At 67.0% G+C, this 13140-nt stretch carries 14 protein-coding genes and 2 tRNA genes; 10 read left to right on the top strand and 6 right to left on the bottom strand.

Features of this window, described 5'->3' with window-relative positions:
- Positions 1-101: 101 nt before the first annotated feature.
- The 3 genes from E1294_RS47395 (at position 102) to E1294_RS47385 (ending at position 2048) form a co-directional block, all read left to right on the top strand.
- Complete coding sequence (locus E1294_RS47395; RefSeq protein WP_132518621.1) at positions 102-884, top strand: enoyl-CoA hydratase/isomerase family protein; 783 nt, start codon at positions 102-104, stop codon at positions 882-884.
- Positions 885-951: 67 nt separating this feature from the next.
- Positions 952-1467: a M48 metallopeptidase family protein gene (locus tag E1294_RS47390; RefSeq protein WP_246064518.1), complete on the top strand. Its 516-nt coding sequence runs from the start codon at positions 952-954 to the stop codon at positions 1465-1467.
- Positions 1464-2048, top strand: a complete 585-nt coding sequence (locus E1294_RS47385) for a glycosyltransferase family protein (protein ID WP_132518619.1) — start codon at positions 1464-1466, stop codon at positions 2046-2048. The genes E1294_RS47390 and E1294_RS47385 overlap by 4 nt, the downstream gene beginning before the upstream one ends.
- A gap of 1 nt (position 2049) precedes the next feature.
- Here the strand turns inward: E1294_RS47385 and E1294_RS47380 are convergent, their stop codons facing one another.
- Genes E1294_RS47380 through E1294_RS47370 form a run of 3 tightly spaced genes read right to left on the bottom strand, consistent with a single transcriptional unit; the run spans position 2050 to position 4837 of the window.
- Complete coding sequence (locus tag E1294_RS47380; RefSeq protein ID WP_132518617.1) at positions 2050-3036, bottom strand: endonuclease/exonuclease/phosphatase family protein; 987 nt, start codon at positions 3034-3036, stop codon at positions 2050-2052.
- A gap of 32 nt (positions 3037-3068) precedes the next feature.
- Entirely contained in the window at positions 3069-3623 is a 555-nt protein-coding gene (locus E1294_RS47375) for an NUDIX hydrolase (RefSeq protein ID WP_132518615.1), read from the bottom strand.
- Complete coding sequence (locus E1294_RS47370) at positions 3620-4837, bottom strand: zinc-dependent metalloprotease (protein ID WP_132518625.1); 1218 nt, start codon at positions 4835-4837, stop codon at positions 3620-3622. The genes E1294_RS47375 and E1294_RS47370 overlap by 4 nt, the downstream gene beginning before the upstream one ends.
- Before the next feature lie 130 nt (positions 4838-4967).
- On the opposite strand from E1294_RS47370, the gene E1294_RS47365 reads away from it, so the two are divergent.
- From E1294_RS47365 to E1294_RS47335, 7 genes are all read left to right on the top strand, one after another.
- Complete coding sequence (locus tag E1294_RS47365; protein ID WP_132518623.1) at positions 4968-6041, top strand: NAD-dependent epimerase/dehydratase family protein; 1074 nt, start codon at positions 4968-4970, stop codon at positions 6039-6041.
- Positions 6042-6146: 105 nt separating this feature from the next.
- A complete protein-coding gene (locus tag E1294_RS47360) occupies positions 6147-6572 on the top strand; it encodes a molybdenum cofactor biosynthesis protein MoaE (protein ID WP_132518613.1) in 426 nt (141 codons plus the stop codon).
- A gap of 10 nt (positions 6573-6582) precedes the next feature.
- The gene (locus E1294_RS47355; RefSeq protein ID WP_132518611.1) at positions 6583-7629 is read left to right on the top strand and encodes a YlbL family protein; all 1047 of its coding nucleotides are present in this window, start codon (positions 6583-6585) and stop codon (positions 7627-7629) included.
- Positions 7630-7757: 128 nt separating this feature from the next.
- A complete protein-coding gene (locus E1294_RS47350) occupies positions 7758-10721 on the top strand; it encodes a UPF0182 family membrane protein (RefSeq protein WP_132518609.1) in 2964 nt (987 codons plus the stop codon).
- A gap of 54 nt (positions 10722-10775) precedes the next feature.
- Positions 10776-10852 (top strand) — tRNA-Met (locus E1294_RS47345).
- A 107-nt stretch (positions 10853-10959) separates the two neighbouring features.
- Positions 10960-11036 (top strand) — tRNA-Met (locus E1294_RS47340).
- Positions 11037-11147: 111 nt separating this feature from the next.
- Complete coding sequence (locus E1294_RS47335; protein ID WP_132518607.1) at positions 11148-11615, top strand: group II truncated hemoglobin; 468 nt, start codon at positions 11148-11150, stop codon at positions 11613-11615.
- A gap of 13 nt (positions 11616-11628) precedes the next feature.
- On the opposite strand, the gene E1294_RS47330 is transcribed toward E1294_RS47335, so the two are convergent.
- From E1294_RS47330 to E1294_RS47320, 3 genes are all read right to left on the bottom strand, one after another.
- A complete protein-coding gene (locus tag E1294_RS47330) occupies positions 11629-11865 on the bottom strand; it encodes a hypothetical protein (RefSeq protein WP_132518605.1) in 237 nt (78 codons plus the stop codon).
- 5 nt (positions 11866-11870) lie between these two features.
- Positions 11871-12059, bottom strand: coding sequence for a hypothetical protein (locus E1294_RS47325; RefSeq protein WP_132518603.1), 189 nt, complete (start codon positions 12057-12059; stop codon positions 11871-11873).
- Positions 12060-12146: 87 nt separating this feature from the next.
- On the bottom strand, positions 12147-12548 hold the full coding sequence (locus E1294_RS47320; protein WP_132518601.1) for a hypothetical protein: 402 nt from the start codon (positions 12546-12548) through the stop codon (positions 12147-12149).
- Positions 12549-13140 lie beyond the last annotated feature (592 nt).

Raw genomic sequence — 13140 nt, 5'->3', positions numbered from 1 at the left:
GCCTGGGGGAGGTACGCGCGGGCGTGGAGACGGGTGAAGATGGGGTGGATTGCCGGGGACGGCCCGCGGCATTCCCACCGAGCCGGGTTACGCTTCCCGGCATGACCGAGCTCCTGGTTGATCGCCACGACGACGGAGTCGTCCTCATCACCCTCAACCGCCCCGACATGCGCAACGCGATGACCGACGCCATGACCGCCCAATGGCATGCGACGATGTCGTCGCTGGCCAAGGACCGCGACGCCCGCTGCGTCGTGATCACCGGGGCGGGCACCGCGTTCTCCTCCGGCGGCGACCTGTCATGGATCGGTGATCGCGGCGCGGAGGCCGTGCCGTTGTTGCGCGACCGCATGCTCGACTTCTACCGCACTTGGCTCATGGTCACCGAGCTCGAGGTCCCCACGATCGCCGCCGTCAACGGCCCCGCCGTCGGCGCGGGTCTGTGCGTGGCGCTGGCCTGTGACCTCGTGTACGCCGCCGCCGACGCCAAACTGCTGGCCCCGTTCACGTCGCTCGGCCTGCATCCCGGTATGGCGGCGACGTATTTGCTTCCCAGGAGGGCGGGCACCGGCCTGGCGAGGGAGATGCTCCTGGCCGGCCGTACGGTGACAGGTGCGGAAGCGGCGGTTAAAGGACTAGTAAATGAATCTTTCCCGAAAGATGACCTTATGTCGGAAGTACGGTCCATCGCCGGGAAGATCGCGAAGAACGCACCCATAGCCACAAGACTCACGAAAGTAGCCCTGAACCAAGACCATCAGGACCTGGAAGCCGCGCTGAGGTGGGAATCCCTGGCACAGCCGGTGACCATGGCTTCGTCCGACATGATCGAGGGGCTGGCCGCGCATCGGGAAAGGCGCGTGCCCAAATTCACCGGCTCTTAATCATCTGACCAGCAGAAACAACGTCCGCCCTCTGTGGAATTTCGTCAGTCTCGGCTACCGTGCATATGTGCCCCCCGAGACAGTCGAGGTTCGTCGCAGTTCTCGTCGCAGGCGTACGGTCTCCGCCTACCGCGACGGTGACAAGACGATCGTGCTCCTGCCCGCCTGGCTGAGCGGCGAAGACGCGGATGAATGGGTGAGCCGGATGCTGGATCGGCTGGCCGCGAAAGAGCGCCGGCGACGGCCGACCGACGAGGCTCTGCTCGAGCGGGCCAAGGAGCTGTCGGCCAAATATCTCGACGGCAAGCCCGACCCCGTGAGCGTGCGCTGGGTCGACAACCAGCAGCACCGGTGGGGCTCATGCACCCCGGAGAACGGCACGATCAGGATCTCGACCCGGCTCAAGGGCCTGCCGGAATGGGTCATCAACTACGTGATCATCCACGAGTTGGTGCACCTCCTGGTGCCCAGCCACGGCCCCAAGTTCTGGGCGCTGGTAGAACAGTATCCGAAGGCGGAGCGGGCGCGCGGGTTCCTTGAGGGATTCTCCGCCGCGGCCCACACGGCACCGGAGGAGTGTTGACGCGCATAGCCGCGGTCCTGGCACGACGGCGCATGTCGCAGGCGGCGCCCTCAGGTGTCGACCCGGCGATGTTCCTCGAGGCGGTGGCGGAAGACACCTACGAGATGGTCGCCGGGCTGGAGCTCGTCACCCCGGTCCTGATCACCAGCGTGCCCGAGCTCGACGCAATCGTCTGGCCGGGCACCCGGGTCATCCTGGTCGACGAGGACGAGCCGCTGAAGAGCATCCTCGCCCGCCTGGACGCCGACCAGACCGCCGTGATCGCCGCGGACGCCCCTGATCTTCCTCCGCTGCTGGTCGGAAAGTTGTTCAGGGAGCTGGGCAGGGCCGAGATCACGATCTGCCCCGCGGAGCGCGGCGGAGCCGTGGCGCTGGCCTGCGCGCTTCCCGCACCCGGCTGGGCCGATCCCGACCTCGACGACGCCGACGTGGTGGCCACGTTGCGCGCCCAGGCTCCAGGGCCGCGCAGGGTCGCCACCACCCCCGGCTGGCACCGCCTGCGCACCCGCGACGACGTCGAACGCCTCGACCCCGGTCTCGAAGGCTGGGACAACACGCGAGCCCTGATCGCCGCGCGCTGACTCAGGGCACGGCGAGCTCGGCCAGCAGGGCACGATGGTCGGTGCCCGGCACGTCGTGCACGCTGACCTCTTTGACCCCGACCCGCTGGTCGACCAGCACGTGATCGATGGTGATGATCGGCGGCACCCGCTTGTTGGCCGGCCATGTGGGGATCAGCCCGGCCCCCACCTGGTCGGCCGCGTCTTTGTAGCCACGAGCCAGCAACGAACGCATGGGCGCGTGGTCGAGCGAGGCGTTGAAGTCGCCCGCCAGGATCCGCACCCGCTCGCGTGAGGCGGAGGGGAACGCCTCCAACGCCTCGTTCCAGTCGGCGTAATTACGGCCGAGCGGCGGATAGGGATGCGCGTCGACGAACTCGATCGGCGGCCCGCCGGGCAGCGAGACCAGCGCGGACGGCATGCGGTGCCCGATCTGCGGCATCACGTCGGGCAGCTCCTGCATCGGGTGCTTCGAGTAGAGCCCGCTCCCCCCGGCGCTCCACTCGGCTTCCAGCACCCGGTGCGGCATGATCTCCTTGAGCCCGGCCGCGTCCAGGTCGGAGACGGCCCCCGGAGTCAGCTCCTGGGTGCTCAGCACGTCGGGGCCGAACTCGCGTACGAGCCGCATGATCGTCTCCACGTCGGCCCTGCCGAACAACATGTTGATCGTCATGACCTTGAGCGGCCGGCCCGCCGTGGCGTCCGCGGTGCCCAGCGCCCTGGGCAGCACGCTGAAGCCGAGCGCGGTCGTGGCGAGCAGCGCGACGGCGGTCGCGGCTCGCTTGCGCCCGATCGCGGCGATCAGCAGCGGGATCAGCGAGCCCGCCGCCGCGTACGGGGTCGCGGTCATGAGCTGTGTGGGCAGTGACCCGCGCTCCAGCCCGGCCACCCTGGCGACGGCCCAGGCGGCGAACGGGGTCACGGCCAGCCAGGTGAACGCCGTCGCCGGAAATTTACGTTGCTTGCGTTCCGGCACCACGATCGTGCCGCCGACGGCGGAAGTCTCCACACAAGCCCCCTTTGGAACGACCCAAGAGGACTCTAGCCAAGTGCTCGCGAGCCGAGCGCGTCCCGTCCGCGCGCGGCCAGCCGCCGCGTCGCCTCGTCGGACAACTCGGGGATCTCGTCGACAGGGAACCAACGCAGGTCGAGTGACTCCTCGCTGATCACGGCCTCAGCCTCCTCGGGGGCCACAGCCGCGTATTCGACGTCGAGATGCCAGCTGTGCGGCGGATGGCACCACACGACGTGCTTGTCGACGGCGAGCGGCCCAGGAAGCAACTCGAGCCCGGAGATCCCCGACTCCTCCCATGCCTCCCGCAGCGCCGCGTCGGCGAGCGACATGTCGGAGATCTCACAGTGGCCGCCCATCGGCAACCACATCTTGGCCTTCGGATGCAGGGTGAGCAGCACCTGGGAGCCGTCGTGCGACAGCACGGCCGTCGTCGCCGTCAGATGCCCCGGCACGCAGGCGCGCATCATGGCGTCGTCGTGAGTGCGAAGGTGCTCGAGGAACTCCGTGCGCAGCGCCTCTTCCTCGGTCGTGGGTGCCGTCCAGCCGGACAGCACCGCCACGGCGTCGCGGTGCAGGCTCAACTCTTGTCGCCCTCGCCCTCGCCCTCGCCGTCCGGCTTGGCCTCCAGCTGGGAGATGTCCCAGGCCTGCTCACCGCGTACGAACGCTTCGGGGTCGTCGAGGTCGTCGGCCGTCGGCATCAGGTCGGGGTGCGACCACAGCCCGTCGCGCCCGTCGACCCCCCGCTCGCTCTCCAGCGCGCGCCACAGCGCGGCCGCCTCGCGCAAGCGCCTGGGCCGCAACTCCAGCCCCACCAGGGTGCCGAACGTGAGCTCGGCGGGACCGCCGGTGGCGCGCCGCCTGCGCACGGTCTCCGCCAGGGCCACGGCGGAGGGCAGCTTGCCCTGGGCGGCCTGGTCGACCACGGTGGCCACCCAGCCCTCGACCAGGGCGAGCATGGTCTCCAGCCGCGCCAGCGCGGCCTTCTGCCGCTCGGTCTCCTCGGGCTTGAGCAGGTTGCCCCCGCTGAGCGCCTCCTGGATGGCCTCGGGGTTGTTGATGTCGAGACCGCGGATCTGCTCTTCGAGGGCAGACGTGTCGACGGTGATGCCCCTGGCGTATTCCTCGACGGCGCCGAGCAGGTGCGAGCGCAGCCACGGAACATGCTGGAACAGCCGGTGGTGCGCGGCCTCACGCAGCGCCAGGTAAAGCCTGATCTCGTCGGACGGCACTTCGAGGCCCTCGCTGAACGACGCGATGCCGCCGGGCAGCAGCGCGGCCGTGTCGGACAGGGGCAGCCCGATGTCGGTGGTGCCGACCACCTCGCGGGCCAGCGAGCCGATCGCCTGCCCGATCTGCTGGCCGACCATCATGCCGCCCATTTGCTTGAGCATGCCCATCAGCGGACCGGCCATCTGCTGGGCCTCGGGGGGCAGCCCCGAGCCGCCGAGCGCGCCGCCCATGGTCTCGACCATGCGTTCGGCGATGGGCTCGCAAAGCTTTCGCCAGATCGGGATTGTGTTCTCGATCCACTCGGACCGGCTCCAGGCCTGCGGATTGGACACGCCGCTGGGCAGCGTCGTCGCTTCGTTCAGCCACAGGTCGGCCAGGCTGAGCGCCTCGACGATCTGACGGCGCTCGCCTTCCATGACGCTCGGATCGCCCTCGGCGGCCACGGAGTGCCGGGCGATGTTCTTGGCCATGTCCCAGTTGACAGGGCCTGAACCCTGCGGCGCCGACAACATGTCGGCGAACTGGCGCATCGCCTGAGCCATCTGCTCAGGGTTGCCGAACATGGCGAACGGGTTCTCGTTAGGGTCGTTTTCGCGACCTGGCAGGTCAGTCACCGCTCTACCTCGTGCAGGATGGAGGAGTCCACATCCGCCACGTTAGTCGTCCTACGGCGGATCAGTGCAAAGTGAGGACCTGGTGCCTACCTCGAAACGCCCGCGTCAACCCGTCGTAGCCGTCACCGGTGCGGCCTCCGGCCTCGGCCGCGAGCTGCTCGCTAGGCTCGTATCCGCTGCGGATTTCCGCAGGGTGGTGGCCATTGACGAGCAGCGCGGTGACGTCGGTGAGGCCACCTGGAGAGTGCTCGACGTACGAGATCCGCTCTTGGCGAACCGGATCTCCGACATCGACGTCCTCGTTCATCTGGCCGGCGACTACACCGTCGACTCCGACCCCGGCGAGCGGCGCGCCTACAACCTGCGTGCCGCCCAGACCGTGCTGACGGCCTGCGCCGCGGCGCGCGTCCGCCGCGTGGTGCTGGTCACGAGCGCGATGGTGTACGGCGCCGCGCCCGACAACGAGGTGCCCCTGCCCGAGGACGCCCCGGTCACGGCAGAGCCCGACACCGGCGTCGTCGGCGACTTCCTGGAGATCGAGTCGCTCGTACGCAGGTCGCTGCGCAGCCATCCCGGTCTCGAGGTGACCGTGCTGCGCCCGGCCGCGGTGGTCGGTCCCGGCGTCGACACGGTGATCACCCGTCACTTCGAGTCGCCCAGGCTGCTGACCGTGAAGGGCTGCACTCCTCACTGGCAGTTCTGCCACATCGACGACCTGCTCTCGGCACTGGAGCTGGCGGCGCGCGGAGCCGTCACGGGCGTGGTGGCGGTCGGGTGCGACGGGTGGATGGAGCAGGAGCAGGTCGAGGAGATGTCCGGCATCCGCAGGTTCGAGCTGCCCGCGGGGTTGACGTTCGGCACGGCGCAGCGCCTGCACCGGCTCGGCATCACCCCGGCGCCCGCGACCGATCTGCACTACGTCGTCTATCCCTGGGTGGTCGACTGCACGGCGCTGCGCGAGGCGGGCTGGAAACCGGCGTGGACCAACGAGGAGGCGTTCGAGCAGCTCCTGGAGCTGCGCGAGAACAGGACGACCGTGGTCGGCAGGCGCCTGCCCGTCAAGGAGGCGACGCTCACCGCCGCCGGCGCCACCGTCGCCGTGATCGGCACCGCCGCGATCGTTCGCCAGGTGCGGAAGAAGAGGCGCCAGTGAAGGCCGGTGAGAAAACTCCCAGGTGATCTGCTGCAACGTCCCTGACCAGGCATGACATGAGAACGCCGGGCCAGCGGGCAGGTTTCTTGTTGGTAGTCTCTTTCCGTGGACGTCATCCGGTTGCTCGGCATTCGTGAGACCCCGCTGTCCGTGGACGAGGTGCTGGCCGCCGTGGGCGACCACGCCGCCGGCGGCACCACGATCTTCGTGGGCACCGTCCGCGAGCAGGACCAGGGAAAGCCGGTGACCCGGCTCTCCTATTCGGCGCACCCCTCGGCCGAGGCCGGGTTGCGGCAGGTGGCCGAGAAGGTCGCCGCCGACTTCCCCGTGACCGCGCTGGCCGCCGTCCACCGTGTGGGCGATTTGGCGCTGGGCGACACGGCCGTGATCGTCGCGGTGGCCGCGCCGCATCGTGACGAGGCGTTCAAGGCCTCGCGCCGGCTGATCGACGATCTGAAGGCGCACGTCCCGATCTGGAAACACCAGTCGTTCGCCGACGGCGGGGCCGAATGGGTCGGTGTCGGCGAATAGGCTTTCCACCATGTCACGACGCGCCCTGACCCTGCTGCTGTCGGGGTTCCTCGTGCTCGCTCTCGGCGTGGTGGGCGCGTTCCAGGAGGTCCCCTACGTCGTGCTGAGCCCCGGCCCGACGGAGAACACCATCGGCGAGGTCGACAAGAAGCCCGTGATCTCGGTCAAGGGCCGGCAGACCTATGACACCAAGGGCGCGCTGAGCCTGGTCACGGTCGCTTACCAAGGCGGCCCCGCCGCCCAGATCGATCTGCTGACCGCGTTGCGCGGCTGGATCGACCCGACCGTCGCGGTGGTCCCGCAGGAGACCATCTTCGCGCCCGACCGTGACCCCAAGGAGGTCGAGGAGGAAAACACGGTCGAGATGTCCAACTCCCAAGACTCGGCCACCGCCGCCGCGCTCAACGAGCTCAAGATCCCCTACAGCATGGTCGTGACGGTCGTGTCCACGGAGAAGGGCAAGCCCGCCGAGGGCAAGTTGCACAAGAACGACGAGATCAACTCCGTCGACGGCAAGCCGGCGAAAACCGTCGACGTCGTGGGCGACGCGGTCAAGGCCCACAAGCCGGGCCAGAGCGTCGTCTTCAACATCACCAGGGGCAAGGAGAAGCTCGACGTCACCGTGCCGACGATCGCGGGCCCTGAGGGGCAGACCCTGGTGGGCGTGCTGATGCAGGCCACATACAAGTTCCCGTTCGACGTCGACATCAACGTGGGCGACGTCGGCGGGCCCAGTGCCGGGCTGATGTTCTCGCTCGGCATACTCGACAAGCTCACCCCTGGCGAGCTCACCGGAGGCAAGCGGATCGCCGGCACCGGCACCATCCAGCCGACGGGCGAGGTCGGGGCGATCGGCGGCATCGCCCAGAAGATGGTCGGGGCGAAGGAATCGGGCGCCACCGTCTTCCTGACGCCCGCCGACAATTGCGCCGAGGCCATGAAAGCCGTGCCCGACGGGCTCCGGCTGGTCAAAGCCGACACTCTGCACAACGCGGTGCTGGCGCTGGACGCACTGCGCACGGGTAAGGGCAACGTGCCCGCATGTGACGCTGGATGAAACTTTCGGCAAGGCCCATGCGTTAGTCGTAGGGCTGGCACAGCGGTGTAGGTTGCCAGACACGGACCGATTTTCATGACGACGAGGGGTTGGCCTTGAGCTTCCGGACCCCAGGAGCCGGCAGGGCGATGCGCTTGCCCCGCCGACCGCGACTGCTTCTGCCTGTGGCGATCGCCCTTGTGGTGATCGTTGCCCTGTTCTTTCTCTTCTCTGGCTTTTACACCGACTACCTGTGGTTCGACGCGACGAACTACACGTCGGTCTTCACCACGGTGCTGCTGACCCAGATCGTGCTGTTCCTGGTAGGAGCGGTGCTGATGGTCGGCATCGCCGGCGGCAACATGTTGCTGGCCTTCCGGATGCGGCCGATGTTCGGGCCCGCGGTGTTCGGCGGGAGCAGCGGCGCCGACCGCTACCGCATGGCGCTCGACCCCCACCGCAAACTCATCTTCATCGTCGGCATGGGGCTGCTCGCGCTCTTCTCCGGCTCCTCGTTCGCCGGCCAGTGGCAGACGTGGCTGAAGTTCATCAACGGCGAGGCGTTCGGCAAGCAGGACCCGCTGTTCCAGATGGACATCTCGTTCTTCATGTTCGACTATCCGTTCATCCGGATGGGGCTGAACTTCCTGTTCACCGCGGTGATCATCTCCATCATCCTCGCGGCGATCACCCACTACCTCTACGGCGGGTTCCGCTTGCAGTCGCCCGGCGTCCACGCCTCCAGGGCCGCCCGCACGCACCTGTCCGTGCTGCTGGGCACCTTCCTGCTGCTCAAGGCCGTGGCCTACTTCTTCGACCGCTACGGCCTGGTCTTCTCCGACCGCGGATTCGTGCACGGCGCCTCCTACACCGACGTCAACGCCGTCCTGCCGGCCAAGACCATACTCGCGATCATCGCCCTGATCTGTGCCGCCCTGTTCTTCGCCGGCGTGTTCCGGCCCGGCGGCATGCTGCCCGGGGTCTCCGCGGGCCTGCTCGTGCTCTCGGCCGTCCTGATCGGCGGCGTCTACCCGGCGCTGGTCGAGCAGTTCCAGGTCAAGCCCAACCAGCAGGGCAAGGAGTCCCCCTACATCCAGCGCAACATCCAGGCCACGCGAGAGGCGTACAACGTCGACAAGACCGAGGTCGAGACCTACAACGCCCAGGCAGACCCGGCCAAGGTCGACATCAACGGCGACGCCTCGGTCTCCGGCGTGCGGCTGCTCGATCCGGCGCTCGTGTCCTCGACGTACGAGCAGACCCAGCGCATTCGCGGTTTCTACAGCTTCGCCGACACGCTCGACGTCGACCGCTATCCCGACAGCACGGGCAAGCTGACCGACCACATCGTCGGCGTGCGCGAGCTGACCAGCCCGCCACGAGACCAGAACAACTGGATCAACCGGGCCCTGGTCTACACCCACGGCTACGGCTTCGTCGCCGCGCCCGGCAACCAGGTCGACTCCAGCGGTCTGCCCGCCTACGACGCCAAGGACATGCCGGTTACGGGCCCGCTGGTGGACAGCGCCAAGCTCAAGGAATCCCGCATCTACTACGGCGAGGACCCAGCGTCCTCCGAATACGTCATCGCCGGCGGCAACCCCAACAACCCGCAGGAGCTCGACTACCCGGAGACGGGCGGCACGGGCCAGAAGAACACCACCTACACCGGCAAGGGCGGAGTGCCCGTCGGCTCGTTCATCAACCGGCTCGTCTACGCCGCCAAGTACAGCGAGGCGAACATCCTGCTGTCGGGCGACATCAACGACAATTCCAAGATCCTTTACGTCCGTCACCCGCGTGAGAGGGTCGAGCAGGTCGCGCCGTTCCTCACGCTCGACGGCAACCCCTACCCGGCGATCATCGACGGGCGTGTCACCTGGATCCTCGACGGCTACACGACGTCCAACGACTACCCCTACTCTCAGAGCGAGAGTTTCGGCGACATGACGCGCGACACGTCCACCGACCGTCGCGTGATCGCCCAGCAGCCGCGCGACCAGATCAACTACATCCGCAACTCCGTCAAGGCCACGGTCGACGCCTACGACGGCACGGTCAAGCTCTACGCCTGGGACAACAACGACCCGGTGCTCAAGACCTGGAGCAACGTCTTCCCCGGCGTCATCAGCCCGGCCTCGGAGATGAGCGCCGACCTGCGCAGCCACGTGCGCTACCCGGAAGACCTGTTCAAGGTGCAGCGCTACACGCTCTCGCGCTACCACATCACCGACCCTGCCGCCTTCTACAGCGGCCAGGACTTCTGGAACGTCCCCAACGACCCGACGCAGGGCGAGCAGAACGTCAAGCAGCCGCCCTACTACCTGACCACCACGATGCCAGGCGGCACGCCGACGTTCTCGCTGACGACGACCTTCGTGCCACGGCAGGGGCCCAACCTGGCGGCGTTCATGGCGGTCGACTCGTCGTCCGGCTCCGGGTACGGCCGGATGCGCATCCTCCGCATGCCGTCCAGCACGCCCATCCCAGGCCCCGGCCAGGCGCAGAACGCCTTCCAGAGCCGTTTCGCGGGTGAGCTCAACCTGCTGGGCGTCGGTGCGTCGTCGGTGCGTTACGGCAACCTGCTGACGCTCCCCTACGCGGGCGGCCTGGTCTACGTCGAACCGGTCTACATCCAGGTGGCCGCGGGCGGCGGTCAGGAGCCCTATCCGATCCTGCAGCGCATTCTGGTGTCGTACGGCTCCAAGATCGGTGTGGCCCGCACGCTGGAGGAGGCGCTGCAAGAGGTCTTCGGCGGCGAACAACAGCAACAACCCCAGGAGAACGAGCAACAGACCCAGCCCAGCCAGGCCAACACGGCGCTCAACTCGGCGATCGCCAACGCGAAGAAGGCGTACGACGACGCGCAGAAGGCCCTGCAGGCGAGTCCGCCCGACTGGGACGCCTACGGCGATGCCCAGAAGCGGCTGGAGGAAGCCCTGAAGACGCTGGAAGGGGCCAACAAGCAAGAGCCGGCGCCCACGGGCACTCCGAGCCCTTCGCCCTCGGTCACGCCGTCTGAGACGCCCACAGGCACAAGCTCGCCGCCGGCCTCCGCGCCACCGTCAGTCGCACCGACACCCACCGGATCACAGGCGGGAGGCACCTCTTAGCGCAATCAATTTGCGCCCACCCCGCGCCGCCGATACGCTTACAAAGCACGACGACGCGGGGTGGAGCAGTTCGGTAGCTCGCTGGGCTCATAACCCAGAGGTCGCAGGTTCAAATCCTGCCCCCGCTACCAGGCCAGAGGCTCGAGATTCGGAAACGAAATCGAACCTCTGATCGTTTCAGAGTTCGACCGTCACAGGCACTCCTCTGAAGGCTGTATAGTTGTCAGTAACACACCGACGCGGGGTGGAGCAGTTCGGTAGCTCGCTGGGCTCATAACCCAGAGGTCGCAGGTTCAAATCCTGTCCCCGCTACCAAAGAAAGTCCTCGGTCGCCGGATCATCCGGTGCCCGAGGACTTTTTCGTTTCTCCAAATGTTCACTGACTGGAACTGGTCTGCTGATCCGGCCGTGTGATTACATGATTACATGTCTGATGAGGCAGTTCCCACGATCTACGAATGGGCCGGCGGAGTCGACGCCCTCGAGCGGTTGACGGAGACGTTCTACCGCAGCGTCGTCAAGGATGACTTGATTGGGCCACTGTTCGCACACATGGACGCTGATCATCCGAAATATGTGGCGATGTGGCTCAGCGAAGTTTTCGGCGGCCCTGACCGGTACACCAAGGAGCGCGGTGGATATCCCAACATGCTCCGCCATCACCTGGGCAAGGCGATCACGGAGCCGCAACGCCGCAGGTGGGTCAGCCTGCTCATGGACGCGGCCGATGAGGTGGGGTTGCCGGACGATCCGGAGTTCAGGGCGGCGTTCGCCGGCTACATCGAGTGGGGCATCCGGCTGGCCTTACAGAACTCCCAACCGGGCGCGCAACCTCCGACGCAGGCGCCCGTGCCGAGCTGGGGGTGGGGAGTGGCGCCGCCCTACCAGCCTTGAGCCGCTCGGGCGCTCACCGGTTCCACTCTTCCGGGTCCGCGTAGGCGTCCGGCTCGTCGAGCGGGTTCACGTACGTGTCGGAGTCCCGGAGGTCCTCCTCACTGATCCAACGCGAGATACCCCGTGAGACCTCGTCGTCGATCTCGGCGATGCGGTGCAGATAGGGCAGCCGGTCCCGGTACATGTCGATGATCGACAGCTGGAGGTCATCCCCCATGTCCTGGCCGATCTCGTAGAGGTTGTCGTCCACGGCGCTCAGGCCTCATTGATCATGTGGATCGCCTTCTGTACGGCCCAGCCGAGGAGCAGAAACCCGAAGACGACTTGCACGATGCGCATCCACAGGGACGAGAAGTGGTCGGCGTAAACAACGATGCCGACCCACATCAGGCCGAATATCCCGACGAGGAGGATTGCTGCCCAGTTCAGCCCTCGCTGCCACATATGTGCAGTCTCGCAGCCGGTCCGCCAACGGCGGGTATGCCGGGAGTCGTCATCGGGTCACTGCGCCGGGGCCCTCAGCGGGTCGGCTCAGCGGGGGAGCGTCCTGCCCGTGCCGACGCAGCGCCGCGGGCGCACGCCGCGCCGACGGGGCCGCTGAGGTGACTCCTCCAGGCACGCGAGCAGCGCGGCCGCTGTCGTGGCGTCGGCAAGGACACGTTGCACGGTCTCGTCGTCCTGGGGCAACTGGCCGTGTTCGGCCAGCTCGTGCTTCAGGAACGCCATGGGATCCGGTGCTTGCGCGGCGTCGGCGGCCACGGTCGCCCGTGCGGACGTCAGCAGGCGCAGGTAGTGGGTGCGCAGGATGGCCTCTCGCATGCGGGAGTGCTCGAGATCGTCGATCAGCATTCTGGCGATGCTCAGCAGGTCTCCGGCTTGGGTCGTCTCATCGGTGAGGAAGGCGCGGATGTCGTCGAACTCCGAGCGGGTCATGGCGGACACCTCCGAGAGCGCAGTCTGCTCGTGGGTACATTCGTAGCGGCAGGCGATTGCGGATGGCTTGCCGTCGGCTTGCGCCGCGACGCCGCCAGGGGAGTTCATCGGCGAGGTTTGGGAGTCCTGTGGCGAGGGAAGAACCTCCCGATTACCTGAGTGGGCCGAAGTAGGTGCCACAGGCTGCTAGAGTTGCTTCGCGCAGGGCGGTCCAGAGGTTCCTCGGAGCCTCGGAGATGCCCGGCAAATCCCACCACTTTCAGGGTCATCCGGCATGGTTTCGCATCGGTTCGGACGGGCTGGTAAGTTAGAGGGGTTGTCTCCGAAAGGGGGCGGCGCTTAATTCCCGCAGGTTGTGCAGGTCTGGTCAATTTGACAGAGACTTGAACGGCTGAAAGAGTTAAGACACAACGAAATGAACGCCTCTGAGCGGTGATCCCGGGTTCGGGGTTTTGGCGAGGATGTACGCGTGCGTTTCTTGAGAACTCAACAGTGTGTTAAAAGCCAGTGCATGATGCACAACCCCGTCTATCGGCGTTGAGTCGATTCGACGGATTCCTTTTGTTTGGTTGGGTTCAGACCTTTTTTGGAG

This window comes from Nonomuraea diastatica (assembly GCF_004349015.1).
GTDB lineage: Bacteria > Actinomycetota > Actinomycetes > Streptosporangiales > Streptosporangiaceae > Nonomuraea > Nonomuraea diastatica.
This window is presented reverse-complemented; position numbering and strand designations above follow the sequence as displayed.